General features: G+C 45.7%; 12 protein-coding genes and 3 pseudogenes. 6 read left to right on the top strand and 9 right to left on the bottom strand.

Translation table 11 applies throughout. The features are described from left to right. Nucleotides 1-1,141 precede the first annotated feature (1,141 nt). The 6 genes from pyrB (at nucleotide 1,142) to glyA (ending at nucleotide 6,572) form a co-directional block, all read left to right on the top strand. The gene (gene pyrB, locus JCM10512_RS06920; RefSeq protein WP_044161661.1) at nucleotides 1,142-2,080 is read left to right on the top strand and encodes an aspartate carbamoyltransferase; all 939 of its coding nucleotides are present in this window, start codon (nucleotides 1,142-1,144) and stop codon (nucleotides 2,078-2,080) included. Beyond that, complete coding sequence (pyrI, locus tag JCM10512_RS06915) at nucleotides 2,077-2,538, top strand: aspartate carbamoyltransferase regulatory subunit (protein WP_044161658.1); 462 nt, start codon at nucleotides 2,077-2,079, stop codon at nucleotides 2,536-2,538. The genes pyrB and pyrI overlap by 4 nt, the downstream gene beginning before the upstream one ends. A gap of 36 nt (nucleotides 2,539-2,574) precedes the next feature. Further along, nucleotides 2,575-3,162, top strand: a complete 588-nt coding sequence (locus tag JCM10512_RS06910; protein WP_044161655.1) for a flavin reductase family protein — start codon at nucleotides 2,575-2,577, stop codon at nucleotides 3,160-3,162. 5 nt (nucleotides 3,163-3,167) lie between these two features. Next, entirely contained in the window at nucleotides 3,168-3,887 is a 720-nt protein-coding gene (locus JCM10512_RS06905) for a porin family protein (RefSeq protein ID WP_081741243.1), read from the top strand. A gap of 85 nt (nucleotides 3,888-3,972) precedes the next feature. Further along, nucleotides 3,973-5,061 (top strand): AAA family ATPase, encoded by a 1,089-nt coding sequence (locus JCM10512_RS06900; protein ID WP_044161651.1) that lies wholly within the window; start codon nucleotides 3,973-3,975, stop codon nucleotides 5,059-5,061. 227 nt (nucleotides 5,062-5,288) lie between these two features. Beyond that, nucleotides 5,289-6,572 carry a serine hydroxymethyltransferase gene (gene glyA, locus JCM10512_RS06895; protein WP_044161649.1) on the top strand — a complete coding sequence of 428 codons (1,284 nt, stop codon included), beginning with the start codon at nucleotides 5,289-5,291 and terminating at the stop codon, nucleotides 6,570-6,572. A 271-nt stretch (nucleotides 6,573-6,843) separates the two neighbouring features. On the opposite strand, the pseudogene JCM10512_RS06890 reads toward glyA, so the two are convergent. The 9 genes and pseudogenes from JCM10512_RS06890 to JCM10512_RS06850 all read right to left on the bottom strand — a co-directional run bounded on the left by JCM10512_RS06890 (nucleotide 6,844) and on the right by JCM10512_RS06850 (nucleotide 17,841). Further along, a pseudogene (locus JCM10512_RS06890) lies at nucleotides 6,844-7,874 on the bottom strand (DUF4857 domain-containing protein). A gap of 34 nt (nucleotides 7,875-7,908) precedes the next feature. Beyond that, complete coding sequence (locus tag JCM10512_RS06885) at nucleotides 7,909-8,577, bottom strand: hypothetical protein (protein WP_044161647.1); 669 nt, start codon at nucleotides 8,575-8,577, stop codon at nucleotides 7,909-7,911. Nucleotides 8,578-8,595: 18 nt separating this feature from the next. Beyond that, nucleotides 8,596-9,482, bottom strand: a pseudogene (locus tag JCM10512_RS06880) (ABC transporter ATP-binding protein). A gap of 21 nt (nucleotides 9,483-9,503) precedes the next feature. Then, entirely contained in the window at nucleotides 9,504-10,073 is a 570-nt protein-coding gene (locus JCM10512_RS06875) for a PepSY-associated TM helix domain-containing protein (RefSeq protein ID WP_044161645.1), read from the bottom strand. After that, nucleotides 10,057-10,649 (bottom strand): annotated as a pseudogene (locus JCM10512_RS06870) (hypothetical protein). Before JCM10512_RS06870 ends, JCM10512_RS06875 begins: the two are co-directional and overlap by 17 nt. A 65-nt stretch (nucleotides 10,650-10,714) precedes the next feature. Then, nucleotides 10,715-12,250, bottom strand: coding sequence for a DUF6850 family outer membrane beta-barrel protein (locus JCM10512_RS06865; protein WP_148298301.1), 1,536 nt, complete (start codon nucleotides 12,248-12,250; stop codon nucleotides 10,715-10,717). A 10-nt stretch (nucleotides 12,251-12,260) separates the two neighbouring features. Continuing rightward, nucleotides 12,261-13,547 (bottom strand): DUF4876 domain-containing protein, encoded by a 1,287-nt coding sequence (locus tag JCM10512_RS06860; RefSeq protein WP_044161643.1) that lies wholly within the window; start codon nucleotides 13,545-13,547, stop codon nucleotides 12,261-12,263. A 33-nt stretch (nucleotides 13,548-13,580) separates the two neighbouring features. Next, entirely contained in the window at nucleotides 13,581-16,238 is a 2,658-nt protein-coding gene (locus JCM10512_RS06855) for a TonB-dependent receptor (RefSeq protein WP_044161641.1), read from the bottom strand. Nucleotides 16,239-16,512: 274 nt separating this feature from the next. Next, on the bottom strand, nucleotides 16,513-17,841 hold the full coding sequence (locus JCM10512_RS06850) for a hypothetical protein (RefSeq protein ID WP_148298300.1): 1,329 nt from the start codon (nucleotides 17,839-17,841) through the stop codon (nucleotides 16,513-16,515). Between the last annotated feature and the right edge of the window lie 48 nt (nucleotides 17,842-17,889).

Here is a 17,889-nt window from a genome sequence, read left to right as displayed (position 1 = left end):
AGTTGAGTTTAGGCAATTGACGCTGTGGGGTTCTGCCGATAGAAAACTATGCTTGGGAGCCTGTGGCTGCGATATGATGCAGGTAGGATACTGTATTCTGGGGCCTGTAGCTGCGATACAGCACCGCCGGAGGTTGATTCAAAATCAGGAGCAGAGAAACGCTTATAGTTTTTTATATAAAAAACAGCGAGGTGAATTCCCGCAAACGGGGCGGTCGAAAAAAACAAGAACGCTGAAAGCCTCCAAATCGAGATGCTCTCGAAAGAGAGTGTCTAGCGGCGAAAAATCCCATATATATTGACAACGTCGATATATATCTTTTCTGTTCTCTTCTGTTCTTTTCTGTTATACGCGCGTGTACAGCCAATTTTGGCTTGATTCACAGGAAGATAGGTCGTTTTTTAACACTTTGCAGTTTGCTAGTCAGAGATTGAGCAGTGATTGACCAAGCCGTGAGTAAGCAATGAACAGCGACTGATTAATATAATTTCACACTTTCATTCGGGTTATGCCTACTTTCGACCTTGTTAAATCCCGTTTAAGCCTAGTTTCCATAGGTTTAGCTTCCTCTCCCCGCGCCTCTTTCCCGACCTCACGATCTTCATTTTCCGCCCTATTCATCGAAGGAAATCGGCTTTATATCCCTTCGGAATTGTCCGTTTTTCACTTGGCAATCATCCCGAATAAACACTCATATTCACCTATTTAACACTACTAAATCAGCACTCTTTTTCATCTTTTATCCATACTGAATGGCAGCCAACTTTTATCTCCAATCCATACCGCATAGGATCACCCGTGCCCCTCCCCGCTTCTACACCGTTTAAATCGGTATAAAGACTACTACAGCCCCGGTTTATTTTCTATTATCCCCCATTCGCACAGCATATATGCCGGAAAAAGCACGTTGAGTTCCGGATGCACCCGCTAACATTCATTCATTCCCTACCTCCGCGTCCGGCCAACATCGCTCTTTCTATCCGTCCCACTTCCCTGTCAAACAACGGATTCCCGCTTCCAAACCATCCATTTACCCACTCTCTTCGATAATTATTTATCTTTTTCTTTGCCGGTTTCTCACAATTTCTTCGTACCTTTACACTCCGGTAAAACTAGGTCTACCCATATAAATGATAACAAAATGGAAAACAGAAGTTTAGTAACCATTGCCGAACATTCGAAAGAGAAAATACTCTACATGATCGAAATGGCGAAACAGTTTGAAATGAACCCTAACCGCCGGTTATTGCATGACAAAGTCGTCGCTACTTTGTTCTTTGAACCTTCCACCCGCACCCGTCTGAGTTTTGAAACCGCCGCCAACCGCCTTGGAGCGCGTGTTATCGGATTTACCGATCCCAAAGTGACCAGCTCGTCGAAAGGAGAAACGCTGAAAGACACCATCATGATGGTGAGCAGTTACGCCGACATTATTGTAATGAGACACTACCTCGAAGGCGCCGCTCGCTACGCCGGTGAAGTAGCCCCCGTGCCTGTGGTGAACGCAGGAGACGGAGCCAACCAACACCCCTCGCAAACGATGCTCGACCTCTACTCGATCTACAAGACGCAGGGTACCTTGGAGAATCTCAACATTTATCTGGTAGGTGACTTGAAGTACGGACGCACCGTACACTCGCTGTTGATGGCCATGCGCCACTTCAACCCGACCTTCCATTTCATCGCCCCCGAGGAGTTGAAAATGCCGGAGGAATACAAGCTGTATTGCCGGGAATACGGGATCAGATACACCGAGCATACCGACTTCACCGAGGAGGTTATTGCCGATGCCGACATCCTCTATATGACCCGCGTGCAACGCGAACGCTTCACCGATCTGATGGAGTATGAACGGGTGAAGAACGTGTACATCCTGCGCAATAAAATGCTGGAGAATACGCGCGACAACTTACGCATCCTGCACCCGCTACCCCGCGTGAACGAAATAGCGTATGACGTAGACAACAACCCCAAAGCCTACTATTTTCAGCAGGCACAAAACGGGCTGTATGCTCGCGAAGCCATCCTTTGCGACGTATTAGGCATCACTTTAGAGGATATTAAAAACGAAACGATATGAGCCAGAATAAAGAAGAACTGCAAGTAGCTGCCCTCAAAAACGGGACAGTGATTGACCATATCCCTTCGGAAAAGCTGTTTCAAGTCGTACAGCTCTTACGGGTGGAGAATATGAGCACCAACATTACTATCGGGTTCAACCTCGACAGTAAAAAGCTTGGAAAGAAGGGAATTATTAAGATTACCGACAAATTCTTCGGCGACGAGGAGATCAACCGTATCTCCGTAGTGGCTCCGCACGTGAAGCTTAACATCATCCGTGACTACGAGGTGGTGGAAAAGAAGGAGGTGCAGATGCCGGACAATTTGTACGCGATCGTGAAATGCGCCAATCCCAAGTGCATCACCAACAACGAACCCATGCCGACCCTATTCCACGTGATAGACAAGGATAACTGTGTGGTACGATGCCATTATTGCGAAAAAGAACTGAACAGAGAAGACTTGACCATTCTCTAAGGTAGTATGTAAACAGAGGAATTGAGAAAACAGAAAATGAAACAAGACTGGAAACCGGGAACCATGATTTATCCGCTGCCCGCCGTATTGGTGAGCTGCGGTAGTGAGAAAGACGAATACAACATCATCACGGTGGCGTGGACAGGCACTATCTGCACCAATCCGCCCATGTGTTACATATCCGTACGCCCGGAAAGACACTCTTATGACATTATCAAGAAGAATATGGAGTTTGTGATCAACCTGACTACCTCCGACATGGCCTTCGCCACCGATTGGTGCGGGGTACGGTCGGGGAAGAAGTATCACAAATTCGAAGAGATGAAGCTCACGCCCGGCCCTTGTTCCGTGGTGCGTGCCCCACTCATCGAAGAGGCGCCTCTTTGCATCGAATGCCGGGTGAAGGAGATCGTTTCGCTGGGCTCGCATGATATGTTCATAGCCGATGTGGTGAATGTCCGCGCCGACGAACGCCACCTGAATCCGAAAACGGGCAAGTTCGAGCTGGCGGAAGCTAATCCGTTGGTTTATGTACATGGCGGCTATTACGAACTGGGCGAGAAGATCGGAAAATTCGGCTGGAGTGTAGAGAAGAAACGCAAGGAAAAAAAACGTATAGAATGACTGCCATGAGACGGAAACTGTTGCTAATTATACTACTGGCTATCACTCTTTCAGCTTGGGGTAAAGACAAGCTGTACGACAAAGTGGATCGTCCCAATCACCGGCCGGTTAACTTCGGTGTGAAGACAGGATTTAACTCCTCTATGTTTATCGTATCCGAACTCAAAATACAGGACGTCACCATCAACGAGGTGCAGAATAACTATAAAATAGGGTACTTCGGTGCGTTCTTCATGCGTATCAATATGAAGAAGCACTTCATTCAACCGGAAGTATCGTACAACGTGAGCAAATGCGACATCAGCTTCGACAAACTCGGCGCTCAACACCCCGATATCGAACCCGATTACGCCTCGGTGACATCGGTGCTGCACAGCATTGATTTCCCGGTACTCTACGGCTACAACGTGGTGAAACAGGGCCCGTACGGTATGTCTATATTCGGTGGCCCTAAATTCCGCTATCTCTGGGGACGGAAGAACGAGATTACGTTCAAGAACTTCGACCAGGAAGGAATCCGCGAGAATATCCATCCGCTCAACGCCAGCATTGTGGTTGGTGTAGGGGTCAACATCTCCCGTATCTTCTTCGACTTCCGCTACGAACAGGATCTGTTCAACATCTCGAAATCAGTGACTTACAACAGCACGACTACCGGGGTGAGCGACATCACCTTTCGTCGTCGCGACAGCGCGCTGAGTTTCTCGCTCGGGGTGATTTTCTAAGTGCGTCTTTTCCAGAGAGAAAGGTTGCTTTTCTCGGATTAATAGCTTATTTTTGTGTGTAGTATTCATCTAAACCTAAGGATTGATGATAACGAAACTAGGCATTAAAGGATTTAAGTCGATCAAGGATCAGGTAGTAGACCTAGCTCCGATCAATATAATGATTGGTGGCAATGGTATTGGAAAGAGTAACTTCATCGCTAGCTTCACGTTTATACGAAATCTGTACGAGCAGAATCTGCAAAACTATGTACTCGCCGAGGGAGGAGCCGGCCGCTTGTTATATATGGGCAAGAAAGAGACGGACAGCATCTCTTTCGATCTATTCTTTGCCGAGCGGAATAGGAACGAGCACAACCGATTCATCGTGGTACTGAAAGAAGCACACGATACTTTATTCATCGAACATATTGAAACATCACTCTTTAATTCGAGTCAATTCGATATGCATCTGTATGATACGAACCAGAAAGAGTCCAGTTTTAAGGCGACAAACAAGGTTCAGACCTATTATATCAGTCGGATTCTGAGCGATTTAGATGTGTATCACCTGCATGACACAGGCGATCGTTCGCCGATGAAAGGCAACTGCAACATCAACGATAACGTAAGCTTGAGAAGCAATGGGGCTAACCTAGCCGCTTTTTTGTATTACCTCAAGGAGAAGTACCCGAAACATTTCGCTCGTATCGAAAGAACGGTCGCTTCGGTTTCTCCGTTCTTTGCAGGGTTCAACCTCGCACCCAATCGGCTAAATGAAGAGGTTATCCAACTGGAATGGAAGCAAAAAGGGGCTCGTGACAACTATTTCAACGCCTATCAACTGTCGGACGGTACACTCCGCTTTATTTGCCTTGTCACATTGCTGTTGCAACCCACACCGCCCCAAACGATCATTATCGACGAACCGGAGCTGGGACTGCATCCGATAGCAATCCGGAAACTATCTGATTTAATCATTCAGGCGTCGGAAAAATCTCAGATCATCATCTCGACTCAATCGGTGAATTTGGTAGACAATTTCAGGCCGGAAGATATCCTAGTGGTCGATCGGAAAGATAACGCTGCCGTGTTTCAGCGGCAAGATACTGAGTCGCTAAGCCGTTGGCTGGAAGATTATAGTTTGGGAGAAATCTGGGAAAAGAATATAATAGGTGGACAACCTTTAAACTAAAAGCGTATGAAAAGGGTGGTATCCATTGTCGAAAGGGATACGTGCCAAATGTTCGCGGTTCGACACTTGGATGAGCAAACTGGAAGACGGACTAAAGAATGATCTTTTTTAATCTTTTGCTTAGTTTTCTTCCGCTCTCAGCTTGTTCTTCATTTATTTTCATTAAATTTGTGCGCTTAATAGGTATGTCGAAGTAGAAAACTTAATCTTATTTATATATAAAGAGAATGAAAAGAGACGACTTAATTTTCGAAATCATCGAAAAAGAGCATCAACGTCAGCTGAAAGGTATCGAGCTGATTGCATCCGAAAACTTTGTGAGTGACCAAGTCATGCAAGCCATGGGTTCTTGCCTGACCAACAAATACGCCGAAGGGTATCCGGGTAAAAGATATTACGGCGGTTGCGAAGTGGTAGACCAAAGCGAACAACTCGCTATCGATCGCCTGAAAGAAATTTTCGGGGCCGAATGGGCAAACGTTCAACCACACTCAGGTGCACAGGCTAATGCCGCTGTATTCCTGGCTGTACTGAACCCGGGCGATAAGTTCATGGGACTTAACCTTTCGCACGGCGGACACTTGTCACACGGTTCGATGGTAAACACTTCCGGCTTGATCTATACGCCTTGCGAATACAACCTGGACAAGGAAACGGGACGCGTTGATTATGATCAGATGGAGGAAATCGCTTTACGCGAGAAACCGAAAATGATTATCGGTGGTGGCTCTGCTTACTCTCGCGAATGGGATTACAAACGGATGCGCGAAATTGCCGACAAAGTGGGTGCTATCCTGCTGATCGACATGGCTCACCCTGCCGGACTGATCGCTGCCGGATTGTTGGAGAACCCAGTGAAGTATGCGCATATCGTAACTTCGACTACACACAAAACTCTTCGTGGACCTCGTGGTGGCGTAATCTTGATAGGTAAAGATTTCCCGAATCCATGGGGCAAAACAACTCCGAAGGGAGAAATCAGAATGATGTCTCAGTTGCTCGATTCAGCTGTATTCCCCGGTGTGCAAGGCGGACCGTTGGAACACGTGATCGCTGCCAAAGCGGTGTCTTTTGCTGAAATCCTGCAACCCGAATATAAGGCCTATGCCAAACAGGTGCAGAAAAATGCGGCCGTACTGGCACAAGCATTGATCGAACGTGGCTTCACCATCGTTTCCGGTGGTACAGACAACCACTCGATGCTGGTTGACTTACGCAGCAAATATCCTGAACTGACAGGTAAGGTAGCTGAAAAGGTGTTGGGTGAAGCTGATATTACGGTAAACAAAAATATGGTTCCGTTTGATAGCCGCTCGGCTTTCCAAACTTCCGGTATCCGCTTGGGTACTCCCGCCATCACAACGCGTGGTGCGAAAGAGGACCTGATGTTGGAAATTGCCGAAATGATTGAAACTGTATTGTCGAATATCGAAAATGAAGCGGTTATCGCAAAGGTTCGCGCTCGTGTGAACGAAACGATGAAAGGATACCCTCTTTTCGCAGACAATTAAGGATATTAAGATATTCCATTTCGCTATTAAGTTCGTAAAGCGAAAGATTTTAAGTTTAGAGGAACCGATCTTTCGTGAGAAAGGTCGGTTTCGTTTTATTAACACAATAGCGTGAACTTTCTACGTAATGCTTTGTTTAGGTTTATGACAGTGGATGTCTCCCAATACTTCAAGAAACTAGTCAGACTTATATATAGCCATCCCCCTCACTATTCCCGTTGCAGGTAAAAATGAGGGGGATTTTTTTTATTTGCCCGTAAATACTGCGCCGTTAGAAACGGGGAAGTACGTATTTATCTTCGTAGGAAGTAAAATTAAGTCCGGGTAATGAATGCTCGGTAGCAGGGCGTTCCAGCGATTTGATCAACGAGTAATCATCGGCTTTCACCGCATAATAATTGTCGGAATGTGCGGAGTTGATCCGAATGGTCCAATCGAACATATTTCCGATAATCGTAATCGCATCCTTTTCCGGATTGAATGCCGGCACTCCTACTTTCACCACTTCATACGAGCGGCTGTTAAGCACGTAAAAGGCATTGTTGACGTCGGTCATGAAAGCCAATGTCTTTTTATTCCGGAACTCAGTCACGTAGAGATGCTTCAGCTCAAGTCCTTCGGGCAGTTCGACCGCGCGTACATACGGACGGCTTTTCAATTGCTTGAGATGGAAAAGGCGGTGGTTGGCATCGAGCAGCAAATAACCTTCATCGTACTCTTTCTTCACGGTCGGGTTGCCGGCCACTTCGAGTGCGGGGAATGTAAAGCCTTTCTTCAGCATGGCTTCGGTAAAGAGCTGACTCTTTTCCGCGTTTACCTGATTGGCGGCAATGTCAACAAACTCGATCCCCTGCTTGGTGATGCGGAATACATCGTCCGGCATTTTCAGGTCAACTCGTCCGGACATCGATTCCATCAGAGCGTATAGAGCTACCTTGGGAGCGTTGATGTCCGAAGGTACGCTGCGGAACGTGAAACTCTCCACCTGCGCCATTTTAGGCGTTACCGCCACTCCCTGAATGGTATCAGGGAAGCGTTCGTCGGCCATCAGCTGACGGGCGTAGAACATGGGCAGAATGCTATCGAACTCGGCCTGGGTGTAAACATGGCCGGAAAGATCCTGGCGGATCATCCCCTTTCCTTCTTGCGGTACCATGAGGGCAAAGTCTCCGATCACACCGCTATACAGTGTAAACGGACTTTTATCGGATTTGGTTGCAAAGAAATTGTAGCACCAAGCAATTGCCATACCAATAGGAAAGCAATGGTGGCGTACAGTAATATAGTACTAAAACGTTTCATCTTTCTACTTTTATATTTCAAAGTTCAACATTCCCTAGTCTTGCTTACCTGCCTTGAAACGCAGGATGGACAGCCACGAGAAAGAGGCGGTCAGCAGGGTATAAACAGCCAGCCATGGCAGAAACTTAACGTAAGCTTCCGGTGTAGGCGATAGGAAAAACACACGCAGCAGCAACACGGTTATCACCAGATTGAGTACCCGACGTTTCCAGGCCGGTTCGAGACAGATCCAAGCGACCAACAAATAACCCGCGATGCCTGCCAGATACCAAGTCAGTCCGGTAAGCAACACATGGCTGATTAGTTCCGGAGCAAAGACTCCACTCATGTAGATACCCATCAACAGGAAGTTGGAAGCGAAACAAAGCACGAGCAAAACCAATCCGGAGAAGAGCATGGTCATCACCATCTTCAATTCCGGGTAAGGAAGGTGAAGAGTCAGTTTCAGCGATTTGCGTTGCATCTCCGGTACAAATTGCACAATAGCCATTAAGATACCCACCAACAGGGGAACATACTGCAAAAGATCGATAAAAATGGCATCGCGTTGCAGCATCACTTCCCAGATATGTTCGGCTCCTTTAAGTTCGATGACCCGATTGATGCGGAGCATGCAATAGCCGGCAAATCCTAGTGTCGTGAGAACGGCCAGGAGGAAATACCATCGCGTCTTTATCCATTCTTTATAAAATATAGCGTTCACTTTCGTTTGAATTAAGCATTAATATTTTCCGGTCAGGCCTATGAAGGCGTCTTCCAGATTGACTTTTTCACTATGCAGATCGCTAAAAGGCGCTGCCACGGCTTTGAGCTGCTCTTCCACTTGTTGCGGAGCAAGGAAGGAGAATAGCTCCAACGTATTGCGCAGCGTAGAGGGATGGTAGAATCCTTTGGTCGGCAGAAGCTCGTAGCCTCGGGAACGGTGCAGGTATAGCGGCGTACGTTGTTCAACAGCTCGTCTATGGGTTGCTGAATGAGTATCTTGCCATAATCCATCATGATGCAGTCATCGATCAGGCGTTCCATGTCCTGAATGATGTGCGAGGTGAGAAACACCGTTTTATTCTCCGAACGGGCATAGTCGCGGAGGTAGTCCACAAACAGACGGCGGTAGCCGGGGTCGAGTCCCAACGAGAAGTCGTCGAGCACCAACAGCTCGGGGTTTTGCGCCAGGATGAGTCCGAGTGCCACCTGCGACCGTTGTCCGCACGACATGCGTGAGATGCGTTGCCCGGGAGCGACTTTGAGTCTGTTCATCAAGTCGTAATAGGCTTCCTTTCTCCACTGCCCCGGATAGAAAGCCGAATAAAACTTTTCGATCTGTGTGATACTCATGAACTGATACTGTACATGGCCCTCGATCAGCAGTCCGATGTTGCGGCGCAGTGCGGGGTCCATGGTTTGTATCTCCTGTCCGAAGATGCGACATTCGCCTGAACGGGGTTTAAGATACCCACTCAGGATGTTGATGGTAGTAGTTTTGCCTGTACCATTCTTGCCAAGCAGACCGAGGATGCGCCCTTTGGGCACGTTGAAACTGAGGTTCTCGTAAATTAACCGTTTGCCGTAATAGTGCGTCAGGTTTTTACATTCTATAATTGATTCCATAGTTTGAATGAATTACAATAGTTAAAAGAAAAAGAGAAAAATAAGCGGGATAACGATTCCGGCTACCAGTTCCACACCTCCTCTGCCGATGAGTCCTTTCTTGCCTTTCAGCATCACGATGCCCGAAACGGTGATGATGATGAGCCCAACCGCAAAAATATCTGCGAAATACGTCCACCACTGACCGGGATTATAATGCAGGCGCGTCATGGCTCCTATCAACGGGCGACGGGTGAGCGATTCGTACACAGCGTCTCCGGTGCGTACATCGACCACCAGATTCGATCCTCCCTTGAGGAATACCTTCATCACATCCGTTTGCGGGAAATAATGCTTCGTATAGTGTTCTTCTTCACCGAAAGGTGCCAGCAAAGCCAGCACCTTTTCTTTAGTCATCTCCGACTTTCCGGGTAACGTTTCCGCTATTTTATACGTTTTGCGTTCGATGGAGAAGTTCGGGTTGATCGTATCCCGGTGATTCATCACGATGCCGGAAATGGCGTAAATCAACACCATACCGGAAAAGAAGAATGATAAATCCCGGTGGATAATCCGGCTCCATTTACGCAAGTCGCTACTCTTGAACTTCATAGGAAGTAGCTTCTACAAAGTAGAAAGATAGATACTCTTTTCCTGATTTGGCTTTACGATCGGCAATTTTGGCACGGAAATCAGCGATCCGGTCGGCAGGTGTGTTAGCAGTTTCGCCACGTGCTTTCTTCTCGGTAGAGCATCCGGCTTCACCCTCGCCATGTTTCTCGTTCGCTTTCGCTTTGAGTTGTGCTTCCCAGTTCTGCAAGTACGCTTCGTCGATGCGTTGCTCGTTCAGGGTTCCGGTCACACGTACGATAGCGTTCACACATTTGGCATCGAATGCGCCAGTGCACCCGCTTCCACACGAATTGTCTGCGTATCATCGCTTCCCATCAGGAAGATCTTCTTAGCACCATGTTTGCAGGTATGTGTGCACACGCCTTCGATGGTCACCTCTTTCCCAGCCAGGTTTTCAGCATTGGCGAGCAGAGAATCGATCTCTAAAACGTTACTTGCCACTTGTTCGGTTGAAGCGGCTTCGCCTGCATTCGTTTTCGCCTTGTTTCCGCATGATGTTGCGGTGAAAGCCAGTGCCACGATTGCCGCGGCGATTGTCATTCTTGTTGTTTTCATCTTTACTTGTTTTCTTGTTTATTAATTAGTTATGCTTGGTATTATTTATAAAACACTGGAAAGTGTCAGAAGACAAACCCCAGTGATACTTCTCCAAAATTGGTAGCGCCGCATGTCTTATATGCCTGATGCAACCAACGCCCGGAAGCGAAAAGCGCATACTTGGGCGAAAGGGTGTAATCTCCTCGCAAGGAAAGGCCGACAGACGCATGATCGTCGCTAAGGTATTCGATATTAGACATCACCGCCTGGCCAACGGACTTTGTACGGTCCAAGCCCGGCAGGGAATACTCCGATTTCAAGTTTGAGGTATATCCTCCCTCCGCTCCTGCGGTCAGCAAGAGTTTATTCACTCTGCGAGTCGATTGCAGCTTTAGTCCCGCATTGATCGCGGATATTTCCATCAAACGACTGGCACCTTTATACTCCGGTTTGATCTGGCTATAGCCCACGGTCGGCAATAAAGTCCATCCCCACCGGAGGTTGGGTTGCCCCACAATTCCGGTTAAGCGGACTTGGGTGGTGGTATTCTTATATTGATTCACACTCGTAAGAATGGGATATACATTCCCGGTAGGATCTCCGAAGATGTTTTCGGTTCCTTCGCGCAGGGCGATTTCGGAATTTAGTTTGGCTCCATATTCCCACGTTCCGGCCTTAGCTGAGGTCCAGGCTATTTCCACCTTGAACTCTTTATTGGCTATCTCTGTGAGCGGAGCATAGTTAATGCTCGTTAGCTCTTTAGTAAAATGGAAATAATCGAAACCGACCGACGCTGAGAGTCCATATCCCCGACGGGGAAGCAGGTCTATGCTTGCTCCAACTCCTCCACCGGTGTAATTGGACGAGAGTTGTGTACCGGCAAAACGCACATAGTCGATGCCAAAGCCGAGCATCTGATAAACCGAGGTTGCTCCTTTTTCGGCAAGGAACTTGATATCGCTTCGTTGGTTATACTTCCGGCCTGTCAGCGACACGCCAAGTGTATAATACTGATTTAACTCACGCGCCACACCCAGACTTGCCTCCAAATCGGAAACAACATTCCGAGGACGAGGATCCTGATCGCGGTAGTTGATTGAAGCCCGGTAACTGAGTTGTGCTCCGATGGTCCACACTCCAACCGAGTGAGCATATCCTCCCAAAAACTTATACTCTTCTCCTTTCATAAATCCACCGATGGAATCGCCGGTTACATAAGGATAGAGCAGTTCAAAATCGGTATTCTCATTCCATACTACATTCTCCTGACGACCGTTGGTATAGGATACTTCGCCAAAGACGCGATCCCGATCGGTTAGTTTGAGGAAGGAGGTCGCTTGAAAACTGAAGTTCTTACTTCCATTGCCTTCCTGAACCACCGCGGCATCACCCCGACGTTCATACTGTCCATTCAAGCTTACCGATGTCAGACTAAAATCGCGGATGTAATAATGCATCGCGGGATTTGCCCATAGCTGACTCCGAAAAGTAGTGAGGGGATTATGATGTAACAGTAGCCTCTGTTCGATTGAAAGAGAGTCTACCGCTACATTCCCCGCCTGTAGAACAGGGGGGAATAATATACCTAACAGAATTGCCAAAAGAATACGTAACTTCATTCGATCTTATTTATTTAAGCAAAGAGGGAGTAGCTGAAGGAGTAAAGTCTACGGAAGAGTTGTTGGTATCTTGCAATACTTCACGGCCATCTTCTGTTGTATAGGCGACTTTACGTACCACTGCTTTGCTATAGTTCTCGGCAACGGTAGCGTTGACACCGTAGTACGTGTGTCCCAGATCCAATGAAGCCGAAGTTACATTCCATACAAAACCATTCTTTGGGCCTAAATTCACTGCGTCGAGAATCCATGTATTGGGGAACTTATATCTCGTCTGCTTTAGCGTATTACCCGAATTTACCCAAGAGACTTCATAAGTGTAAGCTGTTAAGTAAGCTTCTGGCGACACATTGGCCGGCAAGCGTCCGATGGCAAATGCTGTATTACCTTGTTTAGCTAGAACCCAAATTGTTTTGGTATAGTTGTAAAGCATATTCAGATTAGGAACCTCCGGGTTGTCAACATCAGGAGCCGCTGCACTGGTGCTATTGGTAAACCATTCAAAATCGGCTTTACTCAAATCGGCAGAATTAGCATTCGCTTCTTTATGATTCAGTGCGTTGTCACAGATGATGATCGATTCTCCGGGTTTTACGGGATAATCTTTCCCAGTACCGGGAACCATAGCTACCACATCTACTGTCATTGCTTCATTCATGATGTCCGGTGAATAGTCGAATTTGGAGCTTGTCTTAAAGTAGGACTGCAACAAAACTAAGCCATCGGCATACTTCACTTCGGAAGAGTTGTTATAGATGCGGAAGTATTGATCGCCGTTATAAGCTTTAGCAGCAACCGTATTATATGTTCCTGTACCGAATACTTCGGCTATTACAAAATCTTTTTCAGCGGTATCTCCACTCACATATACAGCAAGATCAAGGTTCAAGAGCCCTTTCTGTACAGATACATTTTGCTTTGTACCTTGTATAGTAGCATTCTCAATCACCTTCACGGTCTCGATATAGGTGGTATCTTTTGTCTTATCTTCATTGGTGATGATCTCGTCTATCACTTTTTCTGTATAAGAGTATGAGCCTTTACCGATAAAGGTTACGTTATACAAACCATCGGGCATTAGTGGGTTCTGGCTGCCATAAGCTACGGTGTTTTCCAGTCCGGTGCTTACGTTGGAAAATGTATAATTACCACTTTCTACTTTTAGGTTCTCAACATTCTGTGACGTCAGTTTGAGGGCAACCTCTGTTTGGCTGACTCCATTATCATCGCTACATGCTGTCGTAAATAGTAGCATACCACCTAACAGCAACAGTAAACTCACATTTCTCATCTTCATTCTATTTTTTAATTAAATACTATTATCTTACTTTCAAAAGGTCAAATTGGCCTCCATACCGAAATACGGGGAGGACGTACGGCGTATCAACTGATCATTACGTGTATACTCGGGATAAACATTCAAGATTCGATTCACAAATAAAGATACGTCCATATACTTGCCAATCTTCTTGGTTGCTTTGAGGTTTATGTCCATAGCAAAAGGAACAGTTTCTTTATTAAAGTAGGTCGATGAGTATCGGTTTATCAGATGTTGCAACTGCATATCCGTAGCATCTGCGGCTGTGAATTCAGATATGATGCCGCGCTTGTTGACGTAACTGACCGGGACTCCGTCGTTCCACAAGTTACGGCTATTGGTAAACCAGGTACACTCGGCCGTGGTAGAGAATATCAAACCTAACTTGGGGAGGTATGTATCGAACATGAAACGGGTGTTGAAACGTTGCTGTTCGGTACCGTCTTCCCAATCATAGAGTCCCACATATTTCAACTGCTCGCCATTAAGCAGGATGGAGGATTCTTTATATTGAGGATCACGCGTACTATATATCGTACGGAACCAAGCTCCGTTCACGGTTATTTTGGTTTTCAGGAGATCAATACGTTTGGAAGAGAATTGAAACTCGACTCCTTGCTTACGGACACGGGTTCCGTTGCCAACCTTTGTATAGGTATTGATCAAAGTGTCGGGTGTATAGCTCATGTCTGCTTCGTACTTCTTATAATTCAAGGTGCGGTAGTAGGACATATCCCGAAAAGCATTATTCATCTTTTCTTCAAAGTAGGTCACCGAGAAGTTGTTACCTTTATGAGATAGCGACCAACGTACTTCCCATTTCCGGTTACGTGCGGGTTCGAGTGCAAAGTTCGTATTGTCCCATTTATAGGTCATCACGTTGATGCGACGAAGATCGGGATCGGTATGGTAATAGTTCAGCTGTACAATGTCGATATACTTCATATCGGGGTACATCTGCGCCAGTGTAGGCATTTTCGACAGCCAACCTATCCCAGCGGAAATCTCCATATCCCAGTCTTCATTAGCCCCTAAAGCGGGTAATTGCCATTGAAAATTAAAACGGGGATCGATATATACCTTGCCTTTCATGCTGAACTGCTCGGACAGATTTAGCATGCTTGTTCCGATAACTCCGGCTACTAATTGGAAACGATGCGCACCAACAGGCAGTTTGATTCCCTCTTCTAGATAGAAAGAGAGTCTCTCTCCGGCCGGAATATCACTATATTTCCGGGGGCGGCTTGTGGTTGCCGGATTCAGTGGACGGGTAAGATCGTAAACACGTCCGTCTCCTAGATTCTTATCATAGTTCCATTCAACACCGGCCTTTATGGCGTGAGTGCTCTGCCCCCACTTGAAACCAAAATCACCGGACAGCTTCACGCGGGCGTAAAGCGGTTTGCCATCTACAACCATATTGGCGATGTAGCTATAGGGTAGGTAAAGCCCATCTCTCTCTCCTTCTTCCAAACTATTGGGAATGCCCATCGGGCGATCTATGGCAACGGACTTGACCTCTTCGATGCGATCGAATGATTGCGATAAGGAGGCTTCTGCACGCACCGCTTTTATAAAGGATTGATCGGGTTTCCACTGCCATCCACCATTCAAACGGTACTGATCGTATGAAGACTTATACTTGTCTTCTTTGATGGTGATATCTTTATCGCGTTTCACATTATCAAAAGAGCCTGTATAGTCTACGCTGGCATTCCACTCCATACCTCCCTGTTGCATTTGGCGAACAGCATTCCAACGTAATGACGCTGTGAGTCGTTTGTAGTTCTCACGGCTGTCGCGCGGATCTACTTTGGAATCAAGGTAGTTCAAATCGGCATTCAGAATGTCGTTGCCGCTATGAGTGAGTTTGATACCTTTTCCGATTGAGATAAGTTTGCTAACCTGATCGGCTTTGAAACGTGCGGAAAATGGAGTCTCTGTATTCTTGCGTTTGATAACCACCAACCCACCGGTCAGATTCCCATAGGACACAGACGGAATACCGCGGACGATTTCCACGCTTTCGATGTTATCGGTGGAAATGGCGCGCATATCTACTCCCTTGGAAACGGATTCTTTGCCGTCTCCTTTGGTGGTTCCAGGTATGTATTGCAGGTTGGCATCGGTATTAATCGGCATCCCGTCTACCACAAAACCAACGCCTAACGAGGCTATGGCTTCGCTTGTGCTACCGGCTTCGCGTATCCGGATGAGATTCGACTTCCCCATATTCGGGTCGGTTGTCTTTCCTCCGGGGAGTAGTTCCAATAGGTCTGTAAAACTGGTGGGCTGCAAATGTTGCATGGCTGTCCGGTCTATCTTCGAAGCACTCGTGATGCCTTTGGATTCGGAAGCTGTGACTACAACCTCATTGAGAGAGGTGGAAGAGGATTTAAGAAAGAAAGGCCGGGTAAGTTTTTGAGTGATGGAGAGCTTTTGATCCGTTTTATCGTATCCTAGATAGGAAATTACAATCCGATATTCTCCGGGAATGATTTCGGAAAAATGATACTTTCCGTTAACATCGGTAATGGCGGCATACTTTACTTTGTCATTATCAATAAGTTGTATGGTAGCAAAGGCTAGAGCCTCTTTCGTTTGTTCATCTCTTACTTGACCACTTAAAGAAACTATTTGCTGAGCGACAACCGGAAGAGAACTACTCAATAAAAACCAAAAAAAATATACGCAACCTTGCTTTTCATCTAATTAATTTTACCGGGGCAAAGTTACGTATATTGGCCACTAGCCGTCAATACCTCAAAATAGGTATATATCTACCAAGTATACCAAAGAATAGGTATATGTTGGTATTCACCCGCAAAGATGGGCATCCATCTCTCTTCACGAGGTAACTATATGCAGATATTTACAAATAGATTGGTCGCTTCTAAGCTTTAGCCGCCTATGCAATCATTCTCATATACGTAATGCCAATCTATCATTCATAATGAACACTTATAGTTTCTACAGGTATACCTGCCCCTGGATAGTAATTAATCAATGAACAGGCTCCTGTTGGGTCTGAAACAATAAGGTCTGATTCTAATCCACTAATCAAATAATAGTAGTGGATATTGTGGTTTTGAGGATCTGTGCCTATCAAAAACTGTTTATGAGGCACATCAGTAGGCGTAAAATAACCAGGAAATTCACCTCCTAGAACTCCAGACTCCACATTTACCTCTTCATCAAACTTTAGGTATTTAACTTTAGAAACTTTATACTCTATCGTACAAGGTGGAAGATGCACATCAAAATCAATAGCTTTCCAATTTGAATAATAGGTCTTACCGCCAATAATGATAACTCCTCTTGCTTCTAATCGATAACTTCCAGTTTGAGATATTTTCACTCTTGCCTTTGAACGTTTTGATAAATCAGTAAATGTAGCTACACATCCTCCTGGAATTTTCCATTCATATCGATCATAATATTGCTTTCCTTTCTCATCTACTTGAATTTCTATCACTTCCGTTTTTTGCAAAGGAAAAGGTATTCGCGGCTTGAAAAACTCTATATTATACGGAAGGCCAAGTACTTTAATGGGAATATTGACCTCTCCAATGGAGAATACATTCCCATTATGATTATATTTGCCATAGGTTTTAACACCCAGGCTGTAATCTCCTGTCTTAGTTGGAGATTGTAATATGACCTTTATTTTAGAGCCTGATAAATATTCATCGGCTTTCCTGAAAGATGTATGACTCCATTCGTATCCCTTAGTCAAATTGGGAACTACAATATGATCGGTCGATATCTCGAATTGCGTGTTTGGTAACACTGAAGTAGGGGCATCAATCTTGATTTCTGGAGTTTTACATGTAATCCGATCACTCCTGCCAACAAAGAACTCGCCACCATATTCTGAAGCTACTGATATATCCACATAATCAGCTGGCTTTCTTATGAGTACTTCAAAAAGAAAGTCACTAGTATTTACTGGCATAGTAATAGTATGTTCTCTCAAGTATGTACTTCCATAAGCTACCAAAATAGCATCGCTACTAGGCACTATACGAACTCTGGTATTTATAGATAAAGCTCTATCTAATTCGACTTTATACGTCTGCCTTGTACCAACAAATGGTTCTGTATTTCCTTTAATAGCTCGGATTACATTATTAACAGACCTCGTTGTTGAGGTATCTTCTATCTCACTGTTTTCAATTAAACAATCCTTAAATGCTTCATTTTCCTCATCACATGCACTAAATAAACAGATGCTAAACAAACAAATCATAAGTTTCTGGATCCTTTTTTCCATGTTCATCAGTATTAAATTTAGCCAAAAATAGCAAGCATTATTTAATTA

The sequence above is a fragment of the Bacteroides reticulotermitis JCM 10512 genome (assembly GCF_000517545.1).
In the GTDB taxonomy this organism is placed as follows: domain Bacteria; phylum Bacteroidota; class Bacteroidia; order Bacteroidales; family Bacteroidaceae; genus Bacteroides; species Bacteroides reticulotermitis.
Note: the sequence above shows the minus strand (reverse complement) of the source record. Positions and strands in the feature narration are given on the sequence as shown.

What these genes read in the sequence shown, in the direction of transcription:
- JCM10512_RS06910 (WP_044161655.1), top strand. Translation starts at nt 2,575, where the DNA reads ATGAAACAAGACTGGAAACCGGGAACCATGATTTATCCGCTGCCCGCC.
- pyrI (WP_044161658.1), top strand. Translation starts at nt 2,077, where the DNA reads ATGAGCCAGAATAAAGAAGAACTGCAAGTAGCTGCCCTCAAAAACGGG.
- JCM10512_RS06865 (WP_148298301.1), bottom strand. Translation starts at nt 12,250, where the DNA reads ATGAAGTTACGTATTCTTTTGGCAATTCTGTTAGGTATATTATTCCCC.
- JCM10512_RS06900 (WP_044161651.1), top strand. Translation starts at nt 3,973, where the DNA reads ATGATAACGAAACTAGGCATTAAAGGATTTAAGTCGATCAAGGATCAG.
- JCM10512_RS06860 (WP_044161643.1), bottom strand. Translation starts at nt 13,547, where the DNA reads ATGAAGATGAGAAATGTGAGTTTACTGTTGCTGTTAGGTGGTATGCTA.
- glyA (WP_044161649.1), top strand. Translation starts at nt 5,289, where the DNA reads ATGAAAAGAGACGACTTAATTTTCGAAATCATCGAAAAAGAGCATCAA.
- JCM10512_RS06875 (WP_044161645.1), bottom strand. Translation starts at nt 10,073, where the DNA reads ATGAAGTTCAAGAGTAGCGACTTGCGTAAATGGAGCCGGATTATCCAC.
- pyrB (WP_044161661.1), top strand. Translation starts at nt 1,142, where the DNA reads ATGGAAAACAGAAGTTTAGTAACCATTGCCGAACATTCGAAAGAGAAA.
- JCM10512_RS06850 (WP_148298300.1), bottom strand. Translation starts at nt 17,841, where the DNA reads ATGGAAAAAAGGATCCAGAAACTTATGATTTGTTTGTTTAGCATCTGT.
- JCM10512_RS06905 (WP_081741243.1), top strand. Translation starts at nt 3,168, where the DNA reads ATGAGACGGAAACTGTTGCTAATTATACTACTGGCTATCACTCTTTCA.